This window comes from Nocardioides bigeumensis (assembly GCF_039531755.1).
Classification (GTDB): Bacteria; Actinomycetota; Actinomycetes; order Propionibacteriales; family Nocardioidaceae; genus Nocardioides; species Nocardioides bigeumensis.
This window is the reverse complement of record NZ_BAAAQQ010000012.1, coordinates 343,311-370,096: the sequence shown is the minus strand read 5'-3', so window position 1 is coordinate 370,096 and position 26,786 is coordinate 343,311. Positions and strand designations below refer to the sequence as shown.

Below are 26,786 nucleotides of genomic sequence, written 5' to 3'. Positions count from 1 at the left end.
GGTCGATCGTGGTGGTGCCGACCTTCTCCGCCACCGGGGCGACGTGCTCGTCGAGGTAGTCCGACACGTCGGCCGGGCGCGCGTAGACCGCGCGGGCGATCCGCCGCGCCCGCCACGTGGGCACCTCAAGGGCTTGGACGCGGGCCCAGACCTGGGGGAGCCGGTGCCGCAGCACCAGCGCCTCACGGATCAGCCCTTCCCCGCCCTGGGTCGACATCCCCAACACCGCCGAGAACCCCGCCGGGGCGTCCCACGCGACACCTGGGATCAACAGGTCCTCATCGGCCGGGTCGTCGCCCAGGATCGGCTGGTGGTGCTCGGGGAACCAGTCCGGCCCCAACCCCGCCACCACCGGGCGCTGGTCCAGGTCGGGGTGCGCGTCGGCCCACGCACACGCCAACGCCAGCAGACGAGCGTCGTCCTGCATCTGGCGGGCGTGCACCCGGGCGACCTCCTGGAGGAGGCCTGCGGGTGTGGGATGGGTGTCGGGGTGGGTCATCGTGGTCACTATCCTACTCGAACACCTGTTCGAAACGCCAGCCGGTTTCCCCAGGTCAACACCCGCCTTCGTGGTGGTCTCGACTATCCGCTCGCTTCGCTCGCTGCTCGACCACCGGGGCACCGCCGCTCACTCCGCTCGCTGCTCGACCACCGGGGCCGGGCAGAGACCGCAACACAGAGCCCACCGCTCCCTCTTGCTGCCTATCGGCGCGCCACCACCCGCTGCCCGTCACGACCGCCACCGTGATGGTGGTCTCGACTAACCGCTCGCAAGCTCGCTGCTCGACCACCGGAGCACTGCCGCTCGCCAGCTCGCTGCTCGACACACGACCAGAGCGCCCCTGGGTTCTGTTTCGTGACGGTCGCTGCGCGACCTCCTCCACCACCAAACCCGAGCCTGCCTTCGTGGTGGTCTCGACTATCCGCTCGCTTCGCTCGCTGCTCGACCACCGGGGCACTGCCGCTCGCTTCGCTCGCTGCTCGACCACCGGGGCACCGCCACTCGCAAGCTCGCTGCTCGACCACCGGGGCACTGCCGCTCGCCAGCTCGCTGCTCGACACACGGCCAAGACGGGTCCACACCCCCCGGGGTGGCGCGTCCGGTGGCCGGATGCCCGGTTCGCCGCGCTCTGGCGGCGGCGACTAAGTTGTCAGGGTGACTGACTCTCTCACCGTCCGGGACAACCGCACCGGTCAGGAGTACGACGTACCGATCCTCGACGGCACCGTCCGCGCCGGCGACATCGGCAAGATCAAGGCCGACGACGACCAGCCCGGGCTCGCGGTCTACGACCCCGGCTTCGTCAACACCGCGTCGTGCCGCTCGTCGGTGACCTACATCGACGGCGAGAAGGGGATCCTGGAGTACCGCGGGTACCCGATCGAGCAGCTCGCCGAGAAGTCCAGCTTCCTCGAGGTGGCCTACCTCCTGATCAACGGGACGCTGCCCACCAAGGACGAGTACGACGCGTGGGCGCACGAGATCACCTACCACACGTTCGTGCACGAGAACGTCAAGACGTTCATGCAGGGCTTCCGCTACGACGCCCACCCGATGGGGATGCTGATGGCGTCCGTGGGAGCCCTCTCGACGTTCTACCCCGACGCCCGCAACATCGGCGACGCCGACATCCGTCACCTCCAGATCGTGCGGATGATCGCGAAGATGCCGACCCTCGGCGCCTGGGCGTTCCGGCACGCGCAGGGCAAGCCCTACGTCTACCCCGACAACGAGCTGGGCTACACCGCCAACTTCCTCTCGATGCTCTTCAAGATGAGCGAGCAGAAGTTCGAGGCCGACGAGCGGCTGGTCAAGGCCCTCGACGTGCTCTTCATCCTGCACGCCGACCACGAGCAGAACTGCTCGACCAACGCCGTCCGCTCGGTGGGCTCCTCGCAGGTCGACCCCTACTCCGCGGTGGCCGCGGGTGTCGCCGCCCTCTACGGCCCGTTGCACGGTGGCGCCAACGAGGCGGTGTTGCGGATGCTGCGCCGGATCGGCTCGATGGAGAACATCCCGGCGTTCATCGAGGGTGTCAAGAACGGCAACGAGCGCCTGATGGGCTTCGGCCACCGCGTCTACAAGAACTACGACCCGCGCGCCACGATCATCAAGAAGGCCTGCGACGACGTCTTCGAGGTCACTGGGGTCAACCCCCTCCTCAAGATCGCCAAGGAGCTCGAGAAGATCGCCCTCGAGGACGACTACTTCGTGTCCCGCAAGCTCTACCCCAACGTCGACTTCTACTCCGGACTCATCTACGAGGCCTTCCAGTTCCCGCCCGAGATGTTCACGGTGCTCTTCGCCATCGGGCGCACGCCAGGTTGGCTGGCCCAGTGGCTCGAGCTGGTGCAGGACAAGGAGCAGAAGATCGCCCGCCCCAAGCAGATCTACACCGGCGACCGGACCCTGGAGTTCGTCCCCGCGTCCGAGCGCTGGAAGTGACCTCCTGACGGGACCCGTGGGACGCACCAGCGTCCTTCGCGTGCCGGGCATGCCCGCGCTCGTCGCGGTCAGCCTGACCGGTTTCAGCGGGTACGCCGCGCTGCTGGCCACCGCCCCGGCCTGGGCGGTCCACGGAGGCGCCAGTGAGGCCGGCGCCGGTCTGGTGAACGGAGTGCTGCTCGCCGCGACAGTGCTCACCCAGATGTGCGTGCCTGCGCTGCTGCGGGCCTTCGGCACGGCTCCGGTGCTGGTGGTCAGCATGTTCTTGATGGGCGTGCCCGCCGCGGCGTACGCCTTCTCCGACGCGCTGGTCCCGGTCCTGGCGCTGTCCGCGGTCCGGGGCGCGGGCTTCGGCATCATCACCGTGGTGGGCAGCACGGTTGTCGCCCACCTGGTCGAGCCGGCACGTCGCGGCGAGGCGGTCGGGGTCTACGGGCTGGCCGTGGCGGCGCCGATGATCGTGCTGCTGTCGGCCGGCGTCGCGGTGGCCGAGTCGGCGGGCTACGGCTGGGTGTTCGCGGTCGCGTCGCTGCCGCTGCTGGGGGTGCCGTGGGCGTGGTCGCTGGGCCGCAGGGTCGATGCGACGCCGACGTCGGCCTCGCACGAGGGGTCGACAGGCTCGACCAGCCACGGAGCGGTCCGGCTGGTGCTGCGGCCCACTGCTGTGCTCTTCGCCGTGACGATGGCCGGCGGGGCCACGATGACGTTCGCCCCGCAGCTCGGCATCGGCGGAGGCTGGGCCGCCGCCGCGCTCTTCGCCATGTCGCTCACGTCGGCGCTCTCGCGGTGGCGGGCGGGCCTGCTCGCCGACCGGCACGGGCCGGAGCGGTTCATCGCTCCCCTGCTCGTGCTGACCGCCGTCGGACTGCTGCTCTGCGTCGCGGCGATCATCCGCGACTCAGGCTGGCTGCTGGTGCTCGCGGCGCTCGTGCTCGGCCCGCCCTACGGTGCGCTCCAGAACCTCACCCTGCTCATCGCGTTCGCCCGAGTCCCCGCGCGGGACCTCCCGACGGCCTCGGCGGCGTGGAACCTCGGCTTCGACGCCGGGACCGCGACCGGTTCGGTCGTGGTCGGCGCGCTGGCTGCCGCCTTCGCGTTCGGCCCGGCCTTCGCGGTCATGGTCGTGGTGGTCCTCGCCGCCCTGCTGCTGGCGCCCCGCCGTCCTGCTCGGGTGCCCGCATGAGCCTGCGCGTGCTGACCCTCAACCTCCGCCAGGACCTGGACCGGTGGACCGAGCGGCTGCCGCTCGTGGTCGAGGCGCTGGCCGGCGCCGCCGCCAACGTGGTCGCGCTGCAGGAGGTCGCGCTGCCGATCAGCCAGGACCGACTGGTCGCCACGATGCTCAACGACGCCGGGCTGCCGTACGCCGTCCACACCGCGCCCAAGTGGGGTGACCAGAACGCCGAGGCGGTCTCGCTGCTGACCCTCGCACCCGCCCGCGACCACGCCGTGATCGCGCTGCCGGGAGCGGGGGGCCGGGTCGCCCAGCGCGTCGTCGTCGCCACTGCCGGCGGTGACGTCGCGGTGGTCAACACCCACCTGCACCACGAGCCGTACGACGACGAGTCGGTGCGGCTGCCCCAGGCGGAGGCGATCCTGGCGTGGCTCGAGGACGACGGGCTCCTCGACCGCTGCGTGGTGGTGGGTGACCTGAACGCTTCGCCGGGCTCGCCCACGGTGCGGACCCTGCAAGGGCGGCTGACCAGCCTGCTCCCGGACGGGACCCCGACCTTCCCGACCCCCCTCGCCGCTGGCGACTTCTCGCCCGTGCAGATCGACCACGTGATGGTGGCGTCCGGGTTGGCCGGGTCCGCGCGCCTGGTCGCCGACAGGGGTCATCCGGACGACGCCTCGCTCTGGCCGTCTGACCACCTCGGGGTCTGCGCCGACATCCAGTGAAATACCTGCGTTCCCACCTCTAGGGGTGGGGCACACTTCTCCGGTGCGCCCTCACCCCACCACCGCCCAGCTGACCGAGCAGCTCGACCACCTCCGGGCCGCGCCGAGCTCCATCGGCACCGTCGAGCTGGTGACCCGACGCCCGGCGGTCGGCGCGCGCGAGATCCTCGCCGGGGGAGTGCTCGACGAGATCGACGGAATGGTCGGGGACAACTGGCTCTCCCGGGCGACGTCGCGCGCCATCGCGGCCGGCCGGCACTGGGAGGCCCAGGTGACCGTGATGAGCCATCGCATGGTGTCGCTGCTCGCGACCACCCCGGAGGACCAGGCGCTGGCCGGCGACCAGTTCTACGTCGACCTCGACATCTCCGTGGCCAACCTTCCGCCCGGCGACCGGATCGCTCTCGGCGCGACGGCCGTGCTCGAGGTGACCAGGAAGCCGCACAACGGCTGCCGCCAGTTCACCGACCGCTTCGGCGAGGAGGCCATGCGGTTCGTGAACTCCCCCGTGGGCAAGGAGCTGCGCCTGCGCGGGTTCAACGCCCGGGTCGTCGCGGGCGGGGTCGTCCGCCCCGGCGACAAGGTCGTGCGGCTGTAGCGGACCTCAGCCGGCGGAGATGACCTTGACCTTCTCGCAGCCGGTGATCTTGAGCGCCCGCGGTGGAGCGGCGTTGAAGATCAGGACGTCGTGACCGGGGCCGCAGTCGATCCGCATGCCCGCGTCGGGATAGACCGCCTCGATGCGGTCGCTTCCGACGCCGCCGTACGCGTAGTCGCGGTAGCGCACGTAGATCTTGTCGTCGCCCACGTCGCCCCACGCCTGGTCGAAGAGGTCGCCGCCGGGATCGGCGGTCGCCGCGTCGATCACGTCGTCCCCGCCTCCCCCGTGGAGCTCGTCCTCGCCCTGACCGCCGTCGATGGTGTCGAAGCCGGCGCCGCCCCAGACGACGTCGTTGCCGGCCCGCGCCTTGACCTGGTCGTAGCCGTCACGCGCCCGGATCCGGTCGTCGCGGTTGGTGCCGTTGAGCGTGTCCTTCTTGTTGGTGCCCCTGATCACGTCGGCGGACGCGGGTGCGGCCAGGGTGAGGCAGAGCAGGCAGGCGGTGAGCACTCCAAGCGTCCGACGGATCATGGCTCGATCCTGCCACTCCGGGCGGCCGTCGCGCGGGAGCACCCACCCGGGTCACACCGACTCCGTAGCCGACTCTCAGGATCCTCACAGCGAGGCTCGGTTACGTGGTGCACATGACTCACACGCCGACCGCACCGCCGCAGTACCCGGCCGCCCCCGGACCCATCTCGAGCTGGCCGGCACCTCCTCCGCCCGCGCACCCCGGTCACCCGACCCCGTCGGGCCCGCCGCCGCGGCCGCGCCGGGCCGGCTTCGCAGCAGGCGTGCTCGCGGCAGCCCTGGTCGTCGGCGGCGGCGCCGGCGTCGGCGGTGCAGCGCTCTACGTCAACGCGCAGGACGAGCCCGCGACGACCCCCGCCTCGTCGACCGGCAACGACGGCGCGACCGTCTCGAACGCACCCGACCGGGCCGCCGACGGCTCCGTCGAGTCGGTCGCCGCCGAGGTGCTGCCGTCGGTCGTCCAGATCGAGGTGTCCAGCGAGCAGGGCGCGGGCACCGGATCCGGCATCATCCTCAGCGAGGACGGCCGCATCCTCACCAACAACCACGTGGTCGAGGGCGCCGGTCCTGGCGGGCAGATCAGGGTCTCCTTCAACGACGGCACCACCGCGCTCGCCGAGGTGGTTGGCACCGACCCGCTCACCGACACCGCGGTGATCCAGGCCCAGGACGTCTCCGGGCTGACCCCCGCCACCATCGGGGACTCCTCCGGCCTGCAGGTCGGCCAGGACGTCGTCGCCATCGGCTCGCCCTACGGCTTGGACGCGACCGTGACCAGCGGCATCGTGTCCGCGCTCAACCGGCCGGTGAACGTCGGCTCCGACGACCAGGGCAACTCCACGACGTACCCCGCGATCCAGACCGACGCGGCGATCAACCCCGGCAACAGCGGTGGCCCGCTCGTCGACATGAACGGCGACGTCGTCGGCATCAACTCCTCCATCCGCACCGCATCCAACGGGACCGGCGAGGCCGGCTCGATCGGCCTCGGCTTCTCGATCCCGATCAACGAGGTGCTGCCGATCGTCGACCAGATGGTCGCCGGCGAGACCCCCACCCACGCCCGTCTGGGCATCTCGGTGGGCGACAGCAGCACCGACACCCAGGGCGAGGGCGCGGTCGTGCGCGAGGTCACCGCAGGCTCGGCCGCCGGGCAGGCCGGGCTCGAGCCCGGTGACGTGATCACCAAGGTCGACGACCTGCAGATCACCGGCGCCGACTCCCTGGTCGCCACCATCCGGTCCTACCGGCCCGGCGACACGGTGAAGGTGACCTACCTCCGCGACGGCGAGAGCAGCACCGCCGACGTCCAGCTCGACTCCGACGCCACCGAGTGACCGGAGCCGCTTGATCGTGCCGTGCGCCTGGTGACGGACCCGAGACCGTTGTCAGGCGCACGGCCGTCCAACGCCGCCCGCCCCGCGCGCCCAGCCTCGCGAGGGGCGGGCGGAGACGTGCAGGCGGGCTAGCGGGCGCGCGCCACCCGGCCCTCGTCCCAGACGGGACCGTCGGACTCGTAGACCGAGCCGTCGCCGCCGTACACGAGGAAGCGGTCGAAGCCGCGCGCGAACCAGCGGTCGTGGGTGACGGCCAGGACGGTGCCCTCGAAGGACTCGAGCCCCTCCTCCAGCGCCTCGGCGGACTCGACGTCGAGGTTGTCGGTCGGCTCGTCGAGGAGGAGCAGCGTCGCCCCGCTCAGCTCGAGCAGCAGGATCTGGAAGCGCGCCTGCTGGCCGCCCGACAGCGACTCGAACTTCTGCTCGGCGGCGTGCGCGAGCTCGTAGCGGTCGAGCACGCGTGAGGCCGCCTCGCGGGCCATGCCGTCACGGTGGGCGTCACCCCGGTGCAGGATCTCCAGCAGCGTGCGCCCGCGCAGCTCTGGGTGCTCGTGGGTCTGCACGAACCAGCCGGGCCGCACGCGCGCGCCGAGGCGCGCCTTGCCGGCGTGGTCGACGGGCTTGATCTCGACCTCGCCGACCGGACGGTGCTCGACGTCGGGGTCGCTGCCGCCGATCGCGAGCAGCCGCAGGAAGTGGGACTTGCCGGAGCCGTTGGAGCCGAGGACGGCCACCCGCTCGCCGTACCAGACCTCCAGGTCGAACGGCTTCATCAGGCCCGTGAGCTCGAGGTCCTCGCAGACCACCGCGCGCTTGCCCGTGCGGCCGCCCTTGAGGCGCATCTTGACCTGCTGCTCGCGCGGCTGCTCGGTCGGCGGGCCGGCCTCCTCGAACTTGCGCAGCCGCGTCTGGGCGGCTTGGTAGCGGCTGGCGAGGCCGTCGTTGTAGGCCGCCTTCTGCTTGTACATCAGCACCAGCGCCTTGAGCTTGGCGTGCTCCTCGTCCCAGCGGCGGCGCAGCTCCTCGAAGCGGGCGAAGCGGTCGGTGCGCGCCTGGTGGTACGACGCGTAGCCACCCGGGTGCGTCCACACGAGGTTGCCCGCGGCGCCGAGCTCGACCGTGACCACCCGGGTCGCGGTGTTGTTGAGCAGCTCGCGGTCGTGGCTGATGAAGAGGATGGTCTTGGCCGACTCGCGGATGCGCTGCTCGAGCCAGATCTTGCCGGGGACGTCGAGGAAGTTGTCGGGCTCGTCGAGGAGGAGCACCTCCTCGGGGCCGGCGAGGAGGTACTCCAGCACCAGCCGCTTCTGCTCGCCGCCGGACAGGGTCTTGAGCTCGCGGTACTTCGCGCGGTCGTAGGGCAGGCCGAGTCCCTTGACCGTGCACACGTCCCAGACGACCTCGACGTCGTAGCCGCCGGCGTCGGCGTACTCGGCCAGCGCCTCGGCGTACCGCATCTGGGTCTTCTCGTCGTCGGACTCCATCAGCGCCTGCTCGCAGCGGTCGACGGCAGCGGCCGCGGCCCGCACGCGCGGCGGGCTCACCGACAGCAGCAGGTCGGCCACGGTCGGCGGTCCGCCGTCGGCCCCGGTCAGGCCAGCGTCGACCATCTGCCGCATCACGCCGAGCCCGCCGGTGCGGGTGACGACGCCCGCGTGCGGCGTCAGCTCGCCCGTGATGATGCGCAGCAGCGTCGTCTTGCCTGCGCCGTTGGCGCCGACGAGCGCCACCTTGGCCCCGTCGCCGACGCGGAACGACACGTCGTCCAGCAGCACCCGGCCGTCGGGCAGGTCGAAGCGCACTCCGGCGACGTCCACGTGTCCCACGAGGGTCGATTGTCCGTCACGGGCGGGCAGGAGTGCATCTCGATTAGCCCTCACGGGCGGTCGGTGATCTCCTCCGGCAGCGCGGCGAACGCAAGCGCCGCCATCTTCTTGTTGCCGGCGATGCTGAGGTGCTGCCCGTCGCTCGACACGTCGGCGTCCACGACCTGCATCTGCTGCAGCGCTCGCTGGTCGGTGAAGCAGCCGTCGTGCGCGGCACACACGTCCTCGATGACCTCGAAGTAGCCGTTGGTGAGCTCCTGCATGGTGCGGACCCCTTTCGGCCAGACCTTGCCGTCGCGGAAGACCGTGCACGGTCCCAGGTCGGAGTTCGCTGCGACGACGTCCGGTCGGCCGACCGCCCAGCTGCTCCACTCCTCGACGTCAGCCCACTGGCTCACGATGAAGACCTGCGCGCCACGCGTGCGCTCCTGGATCAGCCCGATCATCTCGTCGAGCGTCTCGCCGAAGTAGGCGTAGTTGTCCTCGTCCGTGCCGTCGCAACGCATGTCGTTGTCGATCGTCTGGATGATCACCACGTCCGGCACCGGGTCGGCCAGCCGCAGCACGGAGGCCAGTTGGAGCTCGAGGTTGTCGACCCGCGACCCGTCGACGGCACCGTTGTAGTTGTGGTCCTTCAGGGCCGGGTGCGAGTCCAGCAACCGCTTGTAGACGCTGTCGACCTTCGGGCTGTCACCCGTGGCCCAGCTGTTGGAGCGAGCGTCGGTCCCAGGGTGGTCGGGATCCGAGTTCGCTCCCGTGGCGCCGGAGTGCCCTAGCACGGCGATCGAGTCGAGCTCGGGCGTGAACGCGCCGACGATCTCCTCAGCCGGATCAGGGACGGCCTCCGATGCCGACGGGGAGCTCGGAGCAACCGACGTCGGCGTCTGTCTGTCGTTCTGCGCCTCACGGTCGTCGCCGCCGCAGCCCGCGAGCAGCAGCACGACGACCGCAGCGAATGCGGTGGTGCGCATGATCCAGCGTGCGTCCGGCGGCTCGACCGCCGCATCGGGATTTTCCTGCGGTCTAGTCCGCGGTCTGCTTGGCCCAGAGGTTCACGCCGGCCTCGACCGCGTCCTCGTCGATGGCCCGCAGCTCGTCGTCGGTGAGCGGCGGGGCGCCGATCGCGTCGAGGTTGGTGTCGAGCTGCTCGACGCTGCTGGCCCCGATGACGGCGCTCGTGACGCGCTCGTCGCGCAGCGCCCACTGGAGGGCGAGCTGGGCGAGCTTCTGGCCGCGCCCCTGAGCGATCTCGTTGAGGCGGCGCACGTGACGGAGGGTCTTGTCGTCGAGGTGGCCCTTGTCGATCGTGGAGCCCTCACGCGCGGCACGGGAGTCGGCGGGAACCCCGTCGAGGTACTTGTCGGTCAGTACCCCCTGGGCGAGGGCGGTGAAGACGATGCAGCCCATGCCCTGCTCCTCGAGCTCGTCGAGCAGGTCCTCCTCGATCCAGCGGTTGAGCATGGAGTACGACGGCTGGTGGATCAGCAGCGGCGTGCCGAGCTCGCGGGCGATCGTGGCGGCCTCGCGGGTCTTGGCGGCGGAGTAGGACGAGATGCCGGCGTACAACGCCTTGCCCTGCCGGACCGCGGTGTCGAGCGCCATCATCGTCTCCTCGACGGGCGTCTCCGGGTCGAAGCGGTGGCTGTAGAAGATGTCGACGTAGTCGAGCCCCATGCGGGCCAGCGACTGGTCCAGGCTGGCCAGGACGTACTTGCGACTGCCGCCGCCCTGGCCGTAGGGGCCCGGCCACATGTCCCAACCGGCCTTGGTGGAGATGACCAGCTCGTCGCGGTAGGGCTTGAAGTCGTCGGCGAGGTAGCGACCGAAGTTCTCCTCGGCCCGGCCGTAGGGCGGGCCGTAGTTGTTGGCCAGGTCGAAGTGGGTGACCCCGCGGTCGAACGCGCGCCGCAGGATCGCCCGCTGCGTCTCCTCCGGCCGGTCGGTCCCGAAGTTCTGCCAAAGGCCCAACGACAGCACCGGCAGCCTGAGCCCGCTGCGCCCGGTGAAGCGGTACTCCATCCCGTTCTCACTCGTGAGCCCGGCGTACCTGTCCTCTGCCGCCTCGTACGTCATGGCTCCATCCTGCCGGGTGCTTGGCGGGACTCGAGCACCCGGAAGCCCTTGGAGCTGCCGAGCCGGGTCGTCGGGTAGCCCTGGTCGCCGAGCCAGCGCTGCAGCGAGTCGGCACCCAGGAACTTGCCGACGACCAGGACCGCACGCCCGTCCGGGGTGAGCCGGGGGAGCCAGCGCAGCAGCAGCTCGTGGAGGGCGGCCTTGCCGACCCGGATGGGCGGGTTGGACCAGATCTCGTCGTACGCCGCGTCCGCCGGCACCTCGTCGGGCAGCATCGCCCGGAAGCGATCGGCGAGGCCGAGCGTCGCGGCGTTCTCGTTGGCGAGCAGCAGCGCGCGCTCGTTGACGTCGACGCCGGTGACGTCCGCGTCGGGCACGCAACGGGCGATGCCGAGACCGATCACGCCGTAGCCGCAGCCCAGGTCGAGGATCCGTCCCGGTGGCGGCGGGGTGGTCTCGCGGAAGAGCACCGCCGTGCCGACGTCGAGGCGACCGCGGCTGTAGACGCCCGAGCCGCTGACCAGGTCGAGCCGCTCGCCCCACACCTCCGCGACCAGCGGTTCCCGCTTGAAGGGCACGGACGGATCGGCGGTGAAGTAGTGCTCCTCCGGGGTCTCGCCCATCAGTCCCTCCTCCGCCGGGTCAGCTCGGCCTGGGCGGCGAGCTCGTCGTCGGGCGGATAGCCGACCTCCTCCAGCGTCAGCCCGTGGGCGGCCGCGACCACCACGGAGGGCGACCGTCGGCTCGCGGCGAGCACCTCGCCGGGCCAGGAGACCGGCTGGCGGCCCTCACCGACGGCGATCAGGCAGCCCACCAGCGAGCGGACCATCGAGTGGCAGAACGCGTCGGCCCGGACGGTCGCCTTGATCTCGCCGCTGGGCAGCCGCGCCCACGACAGCGCGAGCAGCGTCCGCACCGTGGTCGCGCCCTCACGGCGCTTGCAGAACGAGGCGAAGTCACGCTCCCCCAGCAGGGCTCGCGAGGCCTCCGTCATCGCCTCGACGTCGAGCGCCCGCGGCCACTCGAGCACGTGGCCGCGCGTGAGCGGATCGACCAGACCGGGGTCGTCGACGATCCGGTAGACGTAGCGTCGCCACCGCGCCGAGAAGCGCGCGTCGAACCCCACCGGCGCGGCCACCACGCGGCGTACCCGCACGTCGGTGTCCAGCACGCCGTTGAGCCGCCGCACCAGGGCGTCGTGCGCCGAGTCGAACCGCCCGGCGGCCTCCTCGACGACCCCGGGGGGCACGTCGACGTGCGCGACCTGGCCCCGAGCGTGGACCCCGGTGTCGGTGCGGCCGGCACACACCGTCGAGACAGGCTGCTCGGGGGGCAGGCGCAGCACCGTCCGGAGCGCCGCCTCCAGCTCACCCTGGACGGTCCGCAGCGCCGGCTGCGCGGCCCAGCCGTGGAAGGCCGATCCGTCGTAGGCGAGGTCGAGGCGGAGCCTGAGAGGCTGCACGAATTCCACGAGGAACCATCCTTCCGCACCGGTGGATACTGGCGTACGTGCCCCGAGCAGCGCCCCCACCAGACACCCCGCAAGACGTCAGACCCTCGATCCTGATCGTGTCTCCTGACCGCGGCGACCTCCTGCTCGACGAGTTCGGCCGCTACCAGCGCGACTACGAGCTCCACGCCACGCAGGACGTGAGCACGGCGACGGACCTCGCCCACGAGATCGTCGCGACCGGCGGCCAGGTCGCCTTGATGGTCGCCGACTCCGCCCTGCGGGACGCTGCGGAGCGCGAGGTCGACCCGCTGGCCGCCTTCCAGTCCTGGCGGCAGGTCGTGCCGACTTCGAAGCGCCTGGTCGTCGCCCACTGGGACCGCTTCCTGAGCGACGCCGACGCGCTGCGGCACGGGCTGGCCAAGGGCAAGTTCGACGCCTACCTGTTGATGCCGCGCGGCGTACGCGACGAGGAGTTCCACACCGCCGTCACCGAGCTCCTGTCCGACTGGGGCTCGACGGTCGGCGGACCCGTCGTCGAGACCGTCCGCATCGTCACGCCGGAAGCCGACGGGCTGACCTTGCAGATCCGCGACTTCCTCGACCGCATGGGCATGCCCAATCGCACGTACGCCCCCGACACGGAGCTCGGCCGCGAGATCGCGGAGCGGGCGGCCGACGAGGGCGTGGAGGGGTTCCCGCTGGTCGACTCGCCGTACCGGGGGGTGATGGCTCCGCAGACCGTGCGTGAGGTCGCGGCCGCGATCTACGGGCGTCCCGAGGAGGTCGACATCGACTCGGTGCGCGACCTGTGCATCGTCGGCGCGGGACCGGCCGGGCTGGCAGCGGCCGTGTACGGCGCCTCCGAGGGGCTCTCGACCGTCGTCGTCGAGGCGGAGGCGATCGGCGGCCAGGCCGGGACGTCGTCGATGATCCGCAACTACCTCGGCTTCCCGCGCGGCATCAGCGGCATGCGGCTGGCCCAACGCGCCCGCAACCAGGCGATCCGCTTCGGCACCCGCTTCTTCACCGGGTGGGAGGTCACCTCGATCTCGCCCGGCGACGACGGCGAGCCGCACGTGGTGCACACCGACGGCGGTGACATCCGCGCCCGTGCGGTCGTCATCTCGACCGGCGTCGCATACCGGCGCCTGCGCGTCGACGGCATCGAGGCGATGACCGGTCGCGGCGTCTACTACGGCAGCGCGATGACGGCGGCCCGTGAGATGGAGGGGTACGACGTCGTGGTGGTCGGCGGCGGCAACTCGGCCGGTCAGGCCGCGATCCACCTGGCCCGCTTCGCCAAGTCGGTCACCATCATGGTCCGGCGCAAGTCGTTGGAGGAGACGATGTCGCGCTACCTGATCGGCGAGATCGAGTTCAACCCGCGCATCGTCGTCGCACCCTGCTGCGAGATCGCCGACGGCGGTGGGGCCGGGCGGCTCGAGTGGCTCGACGTCCGCGACACCACCACCGGCGAGATCACGCGGCGCAACGCCGAGGGTCTCTTCCTGCTGCTCGGCGCCGAGCCGAAGTGCGAGTGGTTGCCCGACGTGATCGCCAAGGACGAGCGCGGCTTCGTGCTCACCGGCCGCGACGTCCCCAAGGACCGGTGGGGCGGCGGCCTGCCGCCGGAGGCACTGGAGACGACGGTCCCGGGCATCTACGCCGTCGGCGACATCCGCGGCGGCTCGATGAAACGCGTGGCTGCCGCGAGCGGTGAGGGCGCCAGCGTCGTACCCCTCGTGCACGCCTACCTTGCGAGGTCGGACGCCTAACGCGTCTCGAGGATCTCCTCGTCGGCGCGCACCATGGGGATGAGGTCGCCGAGCTCGACGGCGAGCACGACCGCGTCGTCCCCGCGCTCGAGGCGGAAGTCGGCAGGCGGGTTGGTGAGGCTGACCCCCTTGCGCGTCACGGCGAGCAGGGTCGCGTTGTGGTCGGAGCGGAGGCGGGTCGAGAGCTCGTCGATGCCGAGGTCGACGTAGGAGTCGGGAAGGCTGACGTGGTAGAGCTCCGAGCCCTCCCCGCCGGACACGATGTCGGTGACCAGGCCGGCGAGGCCGGGGTAGAGCGCGGACCGGGCGAGCAGCCGCGACGCGAGCTGGGAGGTCACCAGGATCTCGTCGGCCTTCGCGCGCTTGAAGTGGTCGACGTGCTTGGGGTTGTTGACCTCGACGACGGTACGTACGTCGGGGTTGATGCTCTCGATCGCCAAGATGGTCAGGATCGAGCGCATGTCGGCGTCGTTGGACGCGTCAGCGGGGAAGACGATCGCCGACGACGCCTCCTTGATGCCCGCGCGCTCGAGGTCGTCGGCGTTGGTCACGTCGCCCCGGACGAAGTAGACGCCCATGCCGGCGGGGTTCTTGTCAGCGTCGTGGAGCAGCACGATCTTGGAGGTGAACTCGTCGCCCTCGAGCTCCTGCAGGAGGTCGCGCGCGGTGGCGTTCCACCCGCAGACGACGATGTGGTCGCGGTAGCCGGAGGCACCCATGCCCTGGCCCTCCTTCAACAGGTAGTCGATGACGAAGCCGACGATCGTCGCCGTCAGCGCAGCGACGATCGCGACCCCGAAGAACGCGAGCAGCCAGCCGACGACGAAGCCGCCCGGGCTCTGCACATAGCTCGAGTCGCCGGAGCCGATGACGGTGGTGATCGCCCAGTAGAACGAGTCCCCCACACCGCGCACCGTGCGCTTGTCGGCCTCCAGGAGGCTGACCAGCACGGCAGCGAACAGCACGATCACCAGCAGCGACAGCAACAGCCGCCGGAAGAAGTGCCCGTCGAGGCCGCCGCCGATGCGACGCGCGTGGAAGCCGATCCGGTGCAGGATCGGCAGCGCCATCAGCGGTCGGAACGGCGCCGCGAGAATGCGTCGCAACACCTCAGCCCACCTGTCCCCCGTGCAACCCCCGGATCACCGGACTCATGATGGCGGCTGGCCGACCCTCGGATCGAGGCTTCCGGGCTCCGGTCTAGATCACCGGGGCAACCACGGCGGCCGTTCTCAACCACATGGTTGACAACCTTCGCCGCACGACCTACCGTCTCTTCAACCAATCAGTTGAGAACGCGCCGATCGTGAGGCCACCGGATGACCGACCAGCTGTCCCGGGTGTTCGCCGCCCTGGCCGACCCGACGCGACGCGACATGGTCGCGCGGCTCACGGTGGGCGACGCCACTGTCGGCGCGCTCGCCGCGCCGTACGACGTCAGCGTCCAGGCCGTCTCCAAGCACCTCAAGGTGCTCGAGGACGCCGGCCTGGTCACCCGGAGCCGGGACGCCCAGCGGCGCCCGGTGCACCTGGAGGCGGAGGTCTTCGACCTGATGACCAAGTGGATCGAGAGATACCGGCAGCAGGCCGAGGAGCGCTACCAGCGCTTGGACGGGCTGCTCGACGAGCTGAACGACAGGCTGAACGACAGGCTGAAAGACAGGGCTGCTCCGTCAAGGCAGCACGACGACACCCAGGAGGGAACCGCATCATGAGCACCACCGTGCACGCCCACGCAGGAGCAACCATCGAGGCCGACCCGACCGTGCCGCTCATCCGCATCACGCGGGAGTTCAACGGCACGCCGGAGCAAGTCATGCGGGCCCACACCGACCCCGACCTCTACGCCCGCTGGGTCGGACCCGACGACATCATCACCAAGATCGACTACTGGGACGCGCGCAGCGGCGGCTCGTGGCGCTTCCTCGGCGGCCGCGACGACGTCGAGGAGTACGCCTTCCGCGGCTGCTTCCACACCGTCGAGCCCGGCAAGATCGTGCAGACGTTCACCTGGGAGGGACAGCCCGACGGCGTCTCCCTGGAGACCCTGCGCTTCGAGGAGCTCGACGACGGGCGTTGCCGACTGGTCGCCGAGTCGCTCTGCGACAGCTTCGAGGGCCGCGACGCCTGGCTCGCGAGCGGCATGGAGGTCGGCGTCAACGACGGCTACGCCAAGCTCGACGCGCTCCTGGCGGACGGGACCGTCTGACGTGCCCTCCGACCTCCTCGCCGCGGGTCCGGCCGAGCGGCACCTGCTCGTCGCCGGCACCTTCTCCGACCGGGTCCGTGGCACCGCCGACTGGGACGTCCCCGCTCCCGTCGACGGCTGGACGGCCCGTGACGTCGTACGTCACCTCGTGGAGTGGTTCCCAGGCTTCCTCGCCATGGGCTCCGACGCCACGCTGCCGACGGGTCCGCCGGTGGACGACGACCCCGTCGCGGCCTGGCAGGTGCACGCCGACGGCGTGCAGGCCGTGCTCGACGACCCGGCGTCCGCCGACAAGCTGTTCTCCAACCAGCACACCGGCACGCTGCCGCTGCGTGACGCGGTCGACCGGTTCTACACCTCCGACGTCTTCATGCACACCTGGGACCTCGCCCGCGCCACCGGCCAGGAGGAGACCCTCGACCCGGCCTTCTGCCAAGAGCTGCTGACGGGCATGGAGCCGATCGAGGACATGATGCGCGGCTCGGGCCAGTACGGCCCCCGCGTCGCCGTCGCCGACGACGCCCCGGTGCAGGAGCAGATGCTCGGGTTCATCGGCCGCGATCCGGGCTGGCGAGCTTGACCGGCCCGCCTCAGAGCTCGTGGCGGTACGGCGGGTCAGCGCCGGGCCGGGACACCGTGACGGCCGCGACCCGGGCCGCCCACGAGAGAACCGCTCCCCAGGTGTCGGCGCCCAGGGCGTGCAGGGCGTCGCGCCGGCCCGCGCCGAGCAGGTCGCGCTCCCACAGGCCGTCGATGAGCGCCGCACCGAAGGTGTCGCCGGCCCCGATGGTGTCGGCGACCTCCACCGGTACCGAGGCGATCTCGCCACTTCCCTGCCTCGAGACCCACAGGGCGCCCTCGCCACCGCGGGTGACCACGACGACCGCCGGGCCGAAGGACAGCAGATGCCGGGCTGAGACGACCAGGTCCTGGTGCGGCCAGAGTGCCTCCAGGTCCTCGTCGGAGGCCTTGACCACGTCGCCCAGCGCGGCCAGCGCCTCGACCCGCTCCACCACGTCTGGACCGGTGCCGGTCACGCCCGGACGGGCGTTGACGTCATAGCTGATCGTCGCCGACGACCGGAGGCGCTCCACCAGGTCGCGGACGTCGTCCGCGCCGGGCTGGAGCACGGCACCGATCGAGCTGGTGTGCACCGCGACCGGCTCGACCCCGTCGGCGAGCGCGAGCGGGTTGAGCTCCCAGACCAGGTCGAAGACGTACGACGCCGCGCCGTCGGTGCCGATGGTGGCCTGCGCCGAGGAGGTGCGGTCGGCCGCGGCGGGGTCGCTGGCGAGCCGGACGCCCGCCCGCTCCAGCTGGGTGCCGATCAGCCGGCCGAAGTCGTCATCGGCGAAGCAGGTCGAGAACCACGCCGGCCGGTCCAGCCGTGCCAGCGCGACAGCGACGTTGGCTGCCGAGCCACCCGGGTAGGCCGTCGTCGTACCGTCCGGCAGCACGACCACGTCGACCAGCGCTTCTCCGACGACCAGCGCGACCTTCTCCATGCGGCAGTCCTACCCCACCCGCCGAGTCGGCGCTACGTCGACCCCGCACCTGCCGACCCGGCGCCAGGTCGACCACGAACTCGCCGAGCACGACGCACGAGGGCCCGTCACCCCAGTGGGATGACGGGCCCTCGAACGCTGTTGCGCGGTGGCTACTCGCCGGCCTTCTCGAAGCCGGCCGCCTGCGCGGACTCCTCGGTGTCGAACCACACCTCGGCGGTCGTCTGGGCGAACCACTGACCGTCGGGCGTGTGGTACTTCATGGAGTTCTCGTTGCCCTTGATCGGGAAGCCCTCGGGCGCCTCGTCGGCATCCTCCATCGGGACGTGCGAGCCGTCCCACTTGCCGGAGAAGCCGCCCTCGGTCTCCTCGAACGCCTCGTCCTCGGCGACCTCGGGGGTCTCGGTGAACGCCGCCACGTCGGCAGCCTCGGCGGACGCCTCGACGGGGTCCTCCGTGACCTCGACCTCGGTGTCCTCGACCTCGACGACCTCGGTCTCTTCGGTGGTCTCGACCTCGACGACCTCGGTCTCCTCGGCAGCGGTCTCCTCGACAGGAGCAGCCTTCTTGGCAGCCGTCTTCTTCGCGGGCTCGGACTTCTTCTTCGCCGAGGTGTCCTTGGGCGAGTAGGGCTCGGTCACCAGCTCGATGACCGCCATGGGGGCGTTGTCGCCCTTGCGGGGGCCGATCTTGGTGATCCGCGTGTAGCCGCCCGGACGCTCCGCGAAGGACGGGCCGATCTCGGTGAAGAGGGCGTGCACGACGGACTTGTCGCGCACGACCTTCAGCACCTCGCGCCGGTAGTGAAGGCTGGCGACGGTGCCGAGCTCGGCCTTCTTCGCCTTGGTGATCAGCTTCTCCGCGATGGGTCGCAGGAAGCGGGCCTTCGCCTCGGTGGTCGTGATCCGGCCGTGCTCGAAGAGCTGGGTCGCGAGGTTGGAGACGATCAGGCGCTGGTGCGCCGGGCTACCGCCGAGGCGGGCGCCCTTCTTGGGTGCTGGCATTGCTCTTCTCGTTTCTCCCCGGCCGTGTCAGGTACCGGGATAGACGGTGCGATTGTGGGTGCGGCTGTCGGTGGTCGAGCAGGCCCGAGGAACGAGGGCCGGTGTCGAGACCTAGTACTGCTCGTCCTCGACGAACGCGTCGTCGTCGTCGTCGCCGTACGCCGCCAGGGCGGCGTGCGGGTCGAAGCCGGGCGCGCTGTCCTTGAGCGAGAGACCCATCTCGTGCAGCTTGGCCTTGACCTCGTCGATGGACTTGGCGCCGAAGTTGCGGATGTCGAGCAGGTCCTGCTCCGAGCGGGAGATGAGCTCACCCACGGTGTGGATGCCCTCGCGCTTGAGGCAGTTGTAGGAGCGGACGGTGAGCTGCAGGTCCTCGACCGGCAGGGCGAGGTCAGCGGCGAGCTGCTCGTCGACGGGCGACGGGCCGATGTCGATGCCCTCGGCCTCGACGTTGAGCTCACGGGCGAGGCCGAAGAGCTCGACCAGCGTCTTGCCGGCCGACGCGATGGCGTCGCGCGGGCGGATGGACGGCTTGGTCTCGACGTCGATCACGAGCTTGTCGAAGTCGGTGCGCTGCTCGACACGGGTGGCCTCGACCTTGTAGGTCACCTTGAGGACCGGGCTGTAGATCGAGTCGACCGGCATCCGGCCGATCTCGTTGTCGGCGCCCTTGTTCTGGACCGACGAGACATAGCCGCGGCCACGCTCGACGACCAGCTCCATCTCGAGCTTGCCCTTGTCGGACAGGGTCGCGATCTTCAGGTCGGGGTTGTGCACCTCGACACCGGCCGGCGGCGCGATGTCGGCGGCGGTGACGTCACCGGCGCCGGACTTGCGGAGGTACATGGTGACCGGCTCGTCGTGCTCGGAGGAGACGACGAGGCCCTTGAGGTTGAGGATCACCTCGGTGACGTCTTCCTTGACGCCCTCGATGGTCGAGAACTCGTGGAGGACGCTGTCGATCTTGATGCTCGTCACCGAGGCACCGGGGATCGACGACAGGAGCGTGCGACGGAGGGAGTTGCCAAGCGTGTAGCCGAAACCGGGCTCCAGCGGCTCGATGACGAACCGCGAACGGAACTCGTCGACGGACTCTTCCGAAAGGGTGGGGCGCTGCGCGATGAGCACTGTGTTCTTTCCTTCCCGGGCCGACCGCTATTTGACGGCCCGAACTGCTGGCTGCTGACGGTGGAGGTCTCGACTCGGCTCGACCACCAGTGAAGGGCTACTTCTTGGAGTAGTACTCGACGATGAGCTGCTCCTGGACCGGGACGTCGATCTGCGCGCGGACGGGCAGGTTGTGCACCAGGATCCGCATCCGCGTGGGGATCGCCTCGAGCCAGGCCGGCACGATGCGCTCGCCGTGAGTCTCGCGGGCGACGATGAACGGCGTCGTCTCGAGGCTCTTCTCGCGCACGTCGATGATGTCGTGCTGGGTCACCTGGAACGACGGGATGTCGACCTTGTGCCCGTTGACCAGGAAGTGACCGTGGGTCACCAGCTGGCGTGCGTGGCGGCGGGTCCGGGCGAAGCCGGCGCGGTAGACGACGTTGTCGAGACGGCACTCCAGCAGCTGCAGCAGGTTGTCGCCGGTCTTGCCGGTACGGCGGTTGGCCTCGTCGATGTAGCGGTGGAACTGCTTCTCCAGGACGCCGTAGGTGTAGCGCGCCTTCTGCTTCTCACGCAGCTGGAGGAGGAACTCGCTCTCCTTGATGCGGCCGCGGCCGTGCTGGCCGGGCGGGTAGGGACGGCGCTCGTAGGCGGCGTCACCACCGACGAGGTCGACGCCGAGACGGCGCGACTTCTTGGTCAGGGGGCCGGTGTAGCGGGCCATGTGTCAGATCTCCTTGGAAGTCTCGGTCGAGGCGTCAGACGCGACGGCGCTTGGGCGGGCGGCAGCCGTTGTGCGGCGTCGGGGTCACGTCCTGGATGGTGCCGACCTCGAGGCCGATCGCACCCAGCGACCTGATCGCGGTCTCGCGGCCCGAGCCCGGGCCCTTGACGAAGACGTCGATCTTCTTCATGCCGTGGTCCATCGCCCGGCGCCCGGCGGCCTCGGCGGCCATCTGAGCGGCGTACGGCGTGGACTTGCGCGAGCCCTTGAAGCCGACGGTGCCGGCAGAGGCCCACGAGATCACCGCACCCGTGGGGTCGGTGATGGTGACGATGGTGTTGTTGAACGTGCTCTTGATGTGAGCTTCGCCGATGGCGACGTTCTTCTTCTCCTTGCGGCGCACCTTCTTGGCGCCGGCCGCTGCGCGGCTCTTGGGAGGCATTCAGTTCTCCTTGGACTAGCTGGTCAGTGAGGGCGAGAGGGCAGGAAGCAGATCCCCGACGGGACTACTTCGCCTTCTTCTTGCCGGCGACGGTGCGCTTGGGGCCCTTGCGGGTACGCGCGTTGGTCTTGGTGCGCTGGCCGCGGACCGGAAGGCCCATGCGGTGGCGGCGACCCTGGTAGCTGCCGATCTCGATCTTGCGCCGGATGTCGGCCTGGACCTCACGACGGAGGTCACCTTCGATCTTGAGGTCGGCGCCGTCGATGGCGTCGCGGAGCTTGACCAGCTCGTCGTCACCCAGCTGGTGCACGCGGAGGTTGGGGTCGACCCCGGTGACCTCGAGGAGCTGCTGGGCGCGGGTACGGCCGATGCCGTAGATGTAGGTGAGAGCGATCTCGATGCGCTTGTCACGCGGGAGGTCGACTCCGACGAGGCGTGCCATGTGGTGGCGTCCTTTCGGATGATGCGCTGTGGTGTCGGTCGTGTCGCGTCCCCGCCCGCCTCGGGTGGGGCTCCGGCCACTGCTCCGGAGGTGACTTCACCGGGTCTGGTCGACCCGGCTAGCTGACACGTTGTGGATGGAGTTGTCGTACGGCGGCGGACTCGACGGCCGAGCCCTGGTGGAGCTGGGTCGGACCTAGCCCTGCCGCTGCTTGTGACGAGGGTTGTCGCAGATCACCATGACGCGGCCGTGGCGACGGATCACCTTGCACTTGTCACAGATCGGCTTGACGCTCGGGTTGACCTTCATCGAAGGACCTTTCGGGGTGCGGCTTGCGGGTTACTTGTAGCGGTAGACGATGCGTCCGCGGGTGAGGTCGTAGGGCGAGAGCTCCACCACGACCCGGTCCTCGGGGAGGATCCGGATGTAGTGCTGGCGCATCTTGCCGCTGATGTGAGCCAGGACCTTGTGGCCGTTGCTCAGCTCGACGCGGAACATCGCGTTGGGCAGAGCCTCGGTGATGGTGCCCTCGAGCTCGATCACGCCTTCCTTCTTCGGCATGTCCTCACTAACTGATCGGGGATGTGTCTACCGTCGGCCCGCGAACCTCCGCCCGACTCACGCCTGGCGGTGGACCTCGTGCAACCCTTCGGTGAGCCTCTTCCCGGGCACACGCAAGACGCGACGAAGTGAGTCGGATCTGAGTGTTCCGGGCAGCCGCGAGGCACCACGGACAGGGCCCACGTTGGGCCGACCCTTGATTCTAGGTGCAATCCGCTCCGATACCCAACTTGGCGGGGCTGCCCGGGGTCAGCGCCCCCAGAAGCTCCGCAGCGACAGCGCCGCCCGCAGCCTGCGGGAGCGCGACACGCCTGAGGAGAGGGCACGCCGCTCGGCGTCGACGAGCGTCCAGTACGACGCCGCCTCGTCGCCCGGGGGCTCGGCAGGACCGAAGACCCGCAGGTCGGCGGCCCGCGCCAGCCCGGGCGCGCCGCTCGAGGAGATCAGGGCCGACTGCTCGCGCCGGGTGACGCCCGCCACGGGGACCGACGCGCCCAGGTCGCGCGCGTGGTCGACCAGCTCGCGCCACGCGCCGGCGATCCGGCCGGACGCGTGGCCGGTGCCGCGCCGCCGGCGGCGCCGCAACGCCTTGGCGGTGAGGATCGCGGCGGCGACCAGCAGGAGGGCGAGGAGCGGGCCGCCGGCGTACAGGACGACCGCCCGGACCCACCTGGGCAGGCCGTCGTCGGCAGTGCGGTCGTCGTCGGCGTCGCGACGCACCTTCCGGGGTGTGATCTCGGCATCGGTCTGCTCGTCGATGCTGGACGGCGGCGGCACCTGCGCGGGCGGCGGGATGACCAGTCCGCTGAGCTGCTGCTCGGTCCGGGTCTGCTGGTCGGCGGGCCTCTCGTCGCCCATGAAGTCCTCGGTGGGCAGCGTCCGCCACGACCCGTCGGCGACCCGCAGCTCGACCCAGGCCTGGACGTCGCGGCCGTGCACCTCGCCGCCCTCGGGCAGCACCGCCCCGAACACCACGCGCGCCGGCACACCGACCTTGTTGGCCATCAGCGCCATCACGGCGGCGTACTGCTCGTCGTTGCCGACCATCAGCGGCGCGTTGACGAAGCCTTCGTCCAGCCGGGAGACGAAGTGGCCCGGCCGGTAGATCTGCTCCTTGGCGAGCACCCCGTCGGAGTACTTCCCTTCGGTGCGCAGGTGCTCGGCGATCGCGAAGACGCGCGCCATCGGGTCGGCGACCCCCTCGGTCCACTTGGCCGCCGCCTGGTCGAGGAACGACATGCCCGCGTCCGCGCCGACCGACCCGACCTGCTGCGACGGCGTGGACGCGGCGGTGACCGAGTCGTCGGTGACGACGGCGGTGAAGGTGTACCGGTCGCCGGCACCCACACCTGCCGGGACGACGCCCGTGCCGGTGTCGAGGTTGTAGCGGAAGGACTCGGCGAAGGCGTCCTGGTCCGCTCCCGAGAAGTGCACCGACTCGAGGGCACCGATCGTCGGCAGCCAGACGCCGGAGTACCCCTCCGCGAGCGTCATGCGTACGTCGACGGGCCGACCACCCCTGTCGGCGACCGGGTTGTCGATCGTCGACCCGACGCGGCGGTAGCTGCCGTCGACGGTCCCGGGGAACGCCTGGTTGGACGCACCCCAGACGACCCCGTCGTAGTGGTCGAGCGTGGTGATCCGGACCCGGGTGCCCACCGGCGCGCCCTCGACGGTGAAGAGCAGCGCGTCGTGGAGGTTGACCGCGTCGGGCTCGGGCATCTCGACGTAGCGCCGGAAGGAGGACAACGGCGAGGGGTAGCGGCCCACGTCGAAGGGCGGCTCGACGAAGGTGCGCAGCACGACCCGACCGGCGTCGACCCGAGCAGGATCGTCGCCACCCGCGGCCCACGTCCCGACGGGCTGGGCCGCCAGGCCGGCGAGGGCCAGCAGCGCGCCGCCCGTCGCCAGGCGCGAGACCCGGCCGGATCCGCCGGTGACGGGGCCACCGGTGCGGTGCGCCCTGAGCACCAGCCAGGTCAGGCACCCTGCACCTACGGCGGCGCCCTGCACCCACAGCGACGCTGGTGTGCGCACGCCGAGCAGGATCACCGCACCCAGCAGGGCCAGCGGCGCGGCCAGGGGCATGGGAGCGTGCAGCCAGACCGGCCCGCGCGAGACCCCCGACAGGAGGCCACCCAAGGTGCCCGCCGCCAGGCCGAGCACCCACGGCAGCACCAGCAACGGCCCGTCGCCGTCGACGGGAGGCAGCGTCGTCAGCAGGTCCTTCCAGCCGAAGAGCAGCTGGTCGGTCAGCAGCCCGAACGTGCGGGGCGTCGGCGCGGTCGCACCCTCGGCGCGCAGGCACAGCGCTCCGCCGGCGGCGTAGAAGACGGCCGCCGCGAGCAGCACCGGCGCGACCACCGGCCACCGCAGCACGCGGCACACGTGCACGAGGACGAGACCGACGACCAGGCCTGCGACGCCGACAGCCGCGAACGCGACGCCGGTGTACGTCGGCGCGAGACCCAGGAGCGCGGCGGTGCAGGTGGCGAGCAGCAGCGCCGCGTCGACGACCTGGGCGGGGGCCGGGGCCCACGAGCGCCATGAGCCCCACGACCGTGGGGCGACCTCGGCACGCCGCCGCCCGGACGTGGGCACGCTGGGGTGGGTGCTCATCGCACGCTCCAGCGCAACAGTCCGGGCAGGTCGTCCTTGGTGGCCAGCGACAACACCGGGAGTCCTGCCGCCTCGATCACCCGGCTGGTCCCCGTCCGGTCGACCCGGATCGCGTAGCGGCGTACCTCCGGCGCATACGACGCCGCGGCCCGCTGGAACTGGTCGTAGCCGGTGCCGCTGCCGCTCACCAGGAACAGCAGGCTGGTGTCCGGGGCGACCCGCGCGGCCCGGCGGGCCGCGGCGACCAGCCCGGTGTCGTCGGCCGCCGGTCGCAGCTCGGCGCGGCAGATCGCGTCGAGGCTGCGGTTCCCACCGCTCTCGCCCTGCCCGGAAGCCGCGTGGGCACCGCACACGAAGGACGTCTCGAAGCCGTCGAGGACCGCCCGCACCGCGATCGAGGCCGCGACCGACATCGCCGTCTCGAAGTCGTCACCGTCCGCCCACGACGCCGCAGCGTCGTCGACGACGATCAGGGCATGGCTGCGCCGGGTGTCGAGGTACTGCCGGACCAGCAGCTGGGTGTCCCCCGTCCCTCGTGAGCTGGCCTTGGCCGACGACCGCCAGTGCACGTGCCGCAGGTCGTCGCCGGGGACGTACTCGCGCAGCGCGTGGAAGGCCAGGTCGCTCGGCGAAACAGCCTCGGTCGTGACCCCCTCGAGGTCGCGCAGCAGGCCGGCACCGAGGGTCTCGAGCGGCACCATCGGCGGCCGGACCAGCACCTCGCGCACGCCGGTCCAGGTCACGTCCCGGGAGAAGATCGACAGCGGGTCGCCGCGCCGCGTGGTGGCCGGACCGACCGCGATCACGCCACGGCGCTCGGTGCGGATCGTGAAGCTCTCCTCGTGCTCGGCGCCCGGGTTGCCGACGGGAGCGAGCATCGGGATCCCGTAGCGGTGGCGGGCCTCGCCGACGGGCAGCTCGAGCACGGTCGGGAGCAGTCGCCGCCCGGCGAGGTTGGTCACGTCGACGCCGACGGCGACCGACTCACCGGCGAGCACCCGCTCGGGCTCGGGGGTGAGGTCGACGCGGACCCGCGTGCGCCCGACGAGGAAGGGCAGCGCGACCACCAGCAGCAGGCCGCAGGCCGCGGCGATCACCGCCAGCTCGCGCCAGTGGGCCACCGTCGCGACGGCGCCCGCGAGCACGCCGAGGACGAGGACGACCCACCCGAGGGGGTTGACCACCCCCAGGAGTCCTCGTACGACCTCGGCGACCCTGTTCACGCGTACCGCTCAGGCGACCCGGTCGGTCGGCGGTGCCACCGAGTCGAGCAGGCGCCCGATGACGCTGTCGACCGTCACGCCGCTGAACTGCGCCTCGGCGTCCAGCAGCATCCGGTGGTTGAGCACCGGCTCGGCGAGCTCCTTGATGTCGTCGGGCACCACACAGTCCCGGCCGTCGGCCGCCGCCCAGGTCTTGGCGACCCGGATGAAGGCCAGGCAGCCGCGCGCGGACAGGCCGAGCTTCACGTGCGGCTGCCGGCGCGACTCCTCGGCCAGCTCGGCGACGTACCCGACCACCGCGGGGTCGACGTACACCTCGTCGGCCAGCGAGCTCATCTGCGCGACCGCCTCGGCCGTGATCACCGGCTCGACCAGCGCGGCCCGGTCCCGCACCTTCGCGTTGACCAGCAGCTCGACCGTCGCGGCCCGGTCGGGGTAGCCCATCGAGATCTTCATCAGGAAGCGGTCGAGCTGCGCCTCGGGAAGCCTGTAGGTGCCGGCCTGCTCGATCGGGTTCTGCGTCGCGATCACCATGAACGGCCGTCCGACGGAGTGGGCGACGCCGTCGACCGTGATGCGACTCTCCTCCATCACCTCCAGCAGCGCCGACTGGGTCTTGGGCGACGCGCGGTTGATCTCGTCGGCCAGCACGATCGTGTGGAAGATCGGACCTCGGTGGAAGTCGAAGGTGCCCTTGTGCTGGTCGTAGACCGTCACCCCGGTGACGTCGGAGGGCAGCAGGTCGGGCGTGAACTGGATACGGGCGTGGCTGCCCTGCACGGTGTTGGCCAGCGCCCTGGCCAGCATCGTCTTGCCGGTGCCGGGGAAGTCCTCGACGAGCAGGTGCCCCTCCGACAACAGGCAGGTCAGCACCAGCCGCACGGTGTGGCGCTTGCCGAGCACGGCCTTCTCGATGTTGTCGGCCAGCTGGTCGAAGGCGGTCTTGAACCAGTCGGCCTGCTGCTGGGAGATGGTCATGAAGGTTCCTCGGGTGGTGGGGCTGGGC

At 70.9% G+C, this 26,786-nt stretch carries 27 protein-coding genes and 1 pseudogene; 9 read left to right on the top strand and 19 right to left on the bottom strand.

The window, feature by feature from the left end:
• Positions 1-508 (bottom strand): annotated as a pseudogene (locus ABD295_RS14300) (hypothetical protein); the annotation flags it as partial.
• Positions 509-1,156: 648 nt separating this feature from the next.
• Between ABD295_RS14300 and ABD295_RS14295 the strand changes: the two are divergent.
• Genes ABD295_RS14295 through ABD295_RS14280 form a run of 4 tightly spaced genes read left to right on the top strand, consistent with a single transcriptional unit; the run spans position 1,157 to position 4,943 of the window.
• Positions 1,157-2,446 carry a citrate synthase gene (locus ABD295_RS14295; protein ID WP_344304432.1) on the top strand — a complete coding sequence of 430 codons (1,290 nt, stop codon included), beginning with the start codon at positions 1,157-1,159 and terminating at the stop codon, positions 2,444-2,446.
• Between the two features lie 49 nt (positions 2,447-2,495).
• On the top strand, positions 2,496-3,629 hold the full coding sequence (locus tag ABD295_RS14290) for an MFS transporter (RefSeq protein ID WP_344304441.1): 1,134 nt from the start codon (positions 2,496-2,498) through the stop codon (positions 3,627-3,629).
• On the top strand, positions 3,626-4,345 hold the full coding sequence (locus ABD295_RS14285; RefSeq protein ID WP_344304431.1) for an endonuclease/exonuclease/phosphatase family protein: 720 nt from the start codon (positions 3,626-3,628) through the stop codon (positions 4,343-4,345). The genes ABD295_RS14290 and ABD295_RS14285 overlap by 4 nt, the downstream gene beginning before the upstream one ends.
• 43 nt (positions 4,346-4,388) lie before the next feature.
• Complete coding sequence (locus tag ABD295_RS14280) at positions 4,389-4,943, top strand: MOSC domain-containing protein (protein ID WP_344304430.1); 555 nt, start codon at positions 4,389-4,391, stop codon at positions 4,941-4,943.
• 6 nt (positions 4,944-4,949) lie between these two features.
• Here the strand turns inward: ABD295_RS14280 and ABD295_RS14275 are convergent, their stop codons facing one another.
• Complete coding sequence (locus tag ABD295_RS14275) at positions 4,950-5,477, bottom strand: calcium-binding protein (RefSeq protein ID WP_344304429.1); 528 nt, start codon at positions 5,475-5,477, stop codon at positions 4,950-4,952.
• Positions 5,478-5,590: 113 nt separating this feature from the next.
• Here ABD295_RS14275 and ABD295_RS14270 point away from each other — a divergent pair, with 113 nt between their 5' ends.
• Positions 5,591-6,814, top strand: coding sequence for a S1C family serine protease (locus ABD295_RS14270; protein WP_344304427.1), 1,224 nt, complete (start codon positions 5,591-5,593; stop codon positions 6,812-6,814).
• Positions 6,815-6,942: 128 nt separating this feature from the next.
• Here the strand turns inward: ABD295_RS14270 and ABD295_RS14265 are convergent, their stop codons facing one another.
• Genes ABD295_RS14265 through truA form a run of 5 tightly spaced genes read right to left on the bottom strand, consistent with a single transcriptional unit; the run spans position 6,943 to position 12,175 of the window.
• Positions 6,943-8,640: an ABC-F family ATP-binding cassette domain-containing protein gene (locus ABD295_RS14265; RefSeq protein ID WP_344304426.1), complete on the bottom strand. Its 1,698-nt coding sequence runs from the start codon at positions 8,638-8,640 to the stop codon at positions 6,943-6,945.
• Positions 8,641-8,690: 50 nt separating this feature from the next.
• Entirely contained in the window at positions 8,691-9,611 is a 921-nt protein-coding gene (locus ABD295_RS14260) for an SGNH/GDSL hydrolase family protein (RefSeq protein WP_344304425.1), read from the bottom strand.
• Between the two features lie 52 nt (positions 9,612-9,663).
• On the bottom strand, positions 9,664-10,713 hold the full coding sequence (gene mgrA / locus ABD295_RS14255; protein ID WP_344304424.1) for an L-glyceraldehyde 3-phosphate reductase: 1,050 nt from the start codon (positions 10,711-10,713) through the stop codon (positions 9,664-9,666).
• The gene (locus ABD295_RS14250; RefSeq protein ID WP_344304423.1) at positions 10,710-11,336 is read right to left on the bottom strand and encodes a class I SAM-dependent methyltransferase; all 627 of its coding nucleotides are present in this window, start codon (positions 11,334-11,336) and stop codon (positions 10,710-10,712) included. Before ABD295_RS14250 ends, mgrA begins: the two co-directional genes overlap by 4 nt.
• Positions 11,336-12,175 (bottom strand): tRNA pseudouridine(38-40) synthase TruA, encoded by an 840-nt coding sequence (truA, locus tag ABD295_RS14245; RefSeq protein WP_425574081.1) that lies wholly within the window; start codon positions 12,173-12,175, stop codon positions 11,336-11,338. The genes ABD295_RS14250 and truA overlap by 1 nt, the downstream gene beginning before the upstream one ends.
• A 107-nt stretch (positions 12,176-12,282) precedes the next feature.
• Here truA and ABD295_RS14240 point away from each other — a divergent pair, with 107 nt between their 5' ends.
• A complete protein-coding gene (locus ABD295_RS14240) occupies positions 12,283-13,941 on the top strand; it encodes an NAD(P)/FAD-dependent oxidoreductase (RefSeq protein ID WP_344304421.1) in 1,659 nt (552 codons plus the stop codon).
• Here ABD295_RS14240 and ABD295_RS14235 read toward each other — a convergent pair.
• A complete protein-coding gene (locus tag ABD295_RS14235; RefSeq protein ID WP_344304419.1) occupies positions 13,938-15,050 on the bottom strand; it encodes a potassium channel family protein in 1,113 nt (370 codons plus the stop codon). The genes ABD295_RS14240 and ABD295_RS14235 overlap by 4 nt on opposite strands.
• 210 nt (positions 15,051-15,260) lie before the next feature.
• On the opposite strand from ABD295_RS14235, the gene ABD295_RS14230 reads away from it, so the two are divergent.
• From ABD295_RS14230 to ABD295_RS14220, 3 genes are read left to right on the top strand one after another with little or no spacing between them, the layout of a single operon-like run.
• Positions 15,261-15,656, top strand: coding sequence for an ArsR/SmtB family transcription factor (locus tag ABD295_RS14230; RefSeq protein WP_344304418.1), 396 nt, complete (start codon positions 15,261-15,263; stop codon positions 15,654-15,656).
• Positions 15,653-16,150, top strand: coding sequence for an SRPBCC family protein (locus ABD295_RS14225; RefSeq protein ID WP_344304417.1), 498 nt, complete (start codon positions 15,653-15,655; stop codon positions 16,148-16,150). Before ABD295_RS14230 ends, ABD295_RS14225 begins: the two co-directional genes overlap by 4 nt.
• A 1-nt stretch (position 16,151) precedes the next feature.
• A complete protein-coding gene (locus ABD295_RS14220; protein WP_344304416.1) occupies positions 16,152-16,730 on the top strand; it encodes a TIGR03086 family metal-binding protein in 579 nt (192 codons plus the stop codon).
• 10 nt (positions 16,731-16,740) lie between these two features.
• Here ABD295_RS14220 and ABD295_RS14215 read toward each other — a convergent pair whose 3' ends face one another.
• From ABD295_RS14215 to ABD295_RS14165, 11 genes are all read right to left on the bottom strand, one after another.
• Positions 16,741-17,655, bottom strand: a complete 915-nt coding sequence (locus tag ABD295_RS14215) for a carbohydrate kinase family protein (RefSeq protein WP_344304415.1) — start codon at positions 17,653-17,655, stop codon at positions 16,741-16,743.
• Between the two features lie 152 nt (positions 17,656-17,807).
• On the bottom strand, positions 17,808-18,659 hold the full coding sequence (rplQ, locus tag ABD295_RS21220) for a 50S ribosomal protein L17 (protein ID WP_425574077.1): 852 nt from the start codon (positions 18,657-18,659) through the stop codon (positions 17,808-17,810).
• A 111-nt stretch (positions 18,660-18,770) separates the two neighbouring features.
• A complete protein-coding gene (locus tag ABD295_RS14205; protein WP_344304414.1) occupies positions 18,771-19,787 on the bottom strand; it encodes a DNA-directed RNA polymerase subunit alpha in 1,017 nt (338 codons plus the stop codon).
• Between the two features lie 97 nt (positions 19,788-19,884).
• Positions 19,885-20,493 carry a 30S ribosomal protein S4 gene (gene rpsD, locus ABD295_RS14200; RefSeq protein ID WP_344304413.1) on the bottom strand — a complete coding sequence of 203 codons (609 nt, stop codon included), beginning with the start codon at positions 20,491-20,493 and terminating at the stop codon, positions 19,885-19,887.
• A 34-nt stretch (positions 20,494-20,527) separates the two neighbouring features.
• Positions 20,528-20,935: a 30S ribosomal protein S11 gene (gene rpsK / locus ABD295_RS14195; RefSeq protein WP_344304412.1), complete on the bottom strand. Its 408-nt coding sequence runs from the start codon at positions 20,933-20,935 to the stop codon at positions 20,528-20,530.
• Between the two features lie 64 nt (positions 20,936-20,999).
• Positions 21,000-21,377: a 30S ribosomal protein S13 gene (gene rpsM, locus ABD295_RS14190; protein ID WP_344304411.1), complete on the bottom strand. Its 378-nt coding sequence runs from the start codon at positions 21,375-21,377 to the stop codon at positions 21,000-21,002.
• A 195-nt stretch (positions 21,378-21,572) separates the two neighbouring features.
• Positions 21,573-21,686 (bottom strand): 50S ribosomal protein L36, encoded by a 114-nt coding sequence (rpmJ, locus tag ABD295_RS14185; RefSeq protein WP_028656369.1) that lies wholly within the window; start codon positions 21,684-21,686, stop codon positions 21,573-21,575.
• 30 nt (positions 21,687-21,716) lie between these two features.
• Positions 21,717-21,938: a translation initiation factor IF-1 gene (infA, locus tag ABD295_RS14180; RefSeq protein ID WP_026145687.1), complete on the bottom strand. Its 222-nt coding sequence runs from the start codon at positions 21,936-21,938 to the stop codon at positions 21,717-21,719.
• 249 nt (positions 21,939-22,187) lie between these two features.
• Complete coding sequence (locus ABD295_RS14175) at positions 22,188-24,557, bottom strand: transglutaminase-like domain-containing protein (RefSeq protein WP_344304409.1); 2,370 nt, start codon at positions 24,555-24,557, stop codon at positions 22,188-22,190.
• Complete coding sequence (locus ABD295_RS14170; RefSeq protein ID WP_344304408.1) at positions 24,554-25,780, bottom strand: DUF58 domain-containing protein; 1,227 nt, start codon at positions 25,778-25,780, stop codon at positions 24,554-24,556. The genes ABD295_RS14175 and ABD295_RS14170 overlap by 4 nt, the downstream gene beginning before the upstream one ends.
• A 9-nt stretch (positions 25,781-25,789) precedes the next feature.
• The gene (locus ABD295_RS14165; protein WP_344304407.1) at positions 25,790-26,758 is read right to left on the bottom strand and encodes an AAA family ATPase; all 969 of its coding nucleotides are present in this window, start codon (positions 26,756-26,758) and stop codon (positions 25,790-25,792) included.
• Positions 26,759-26,786 lie beyond the last annotated feature (28 nt).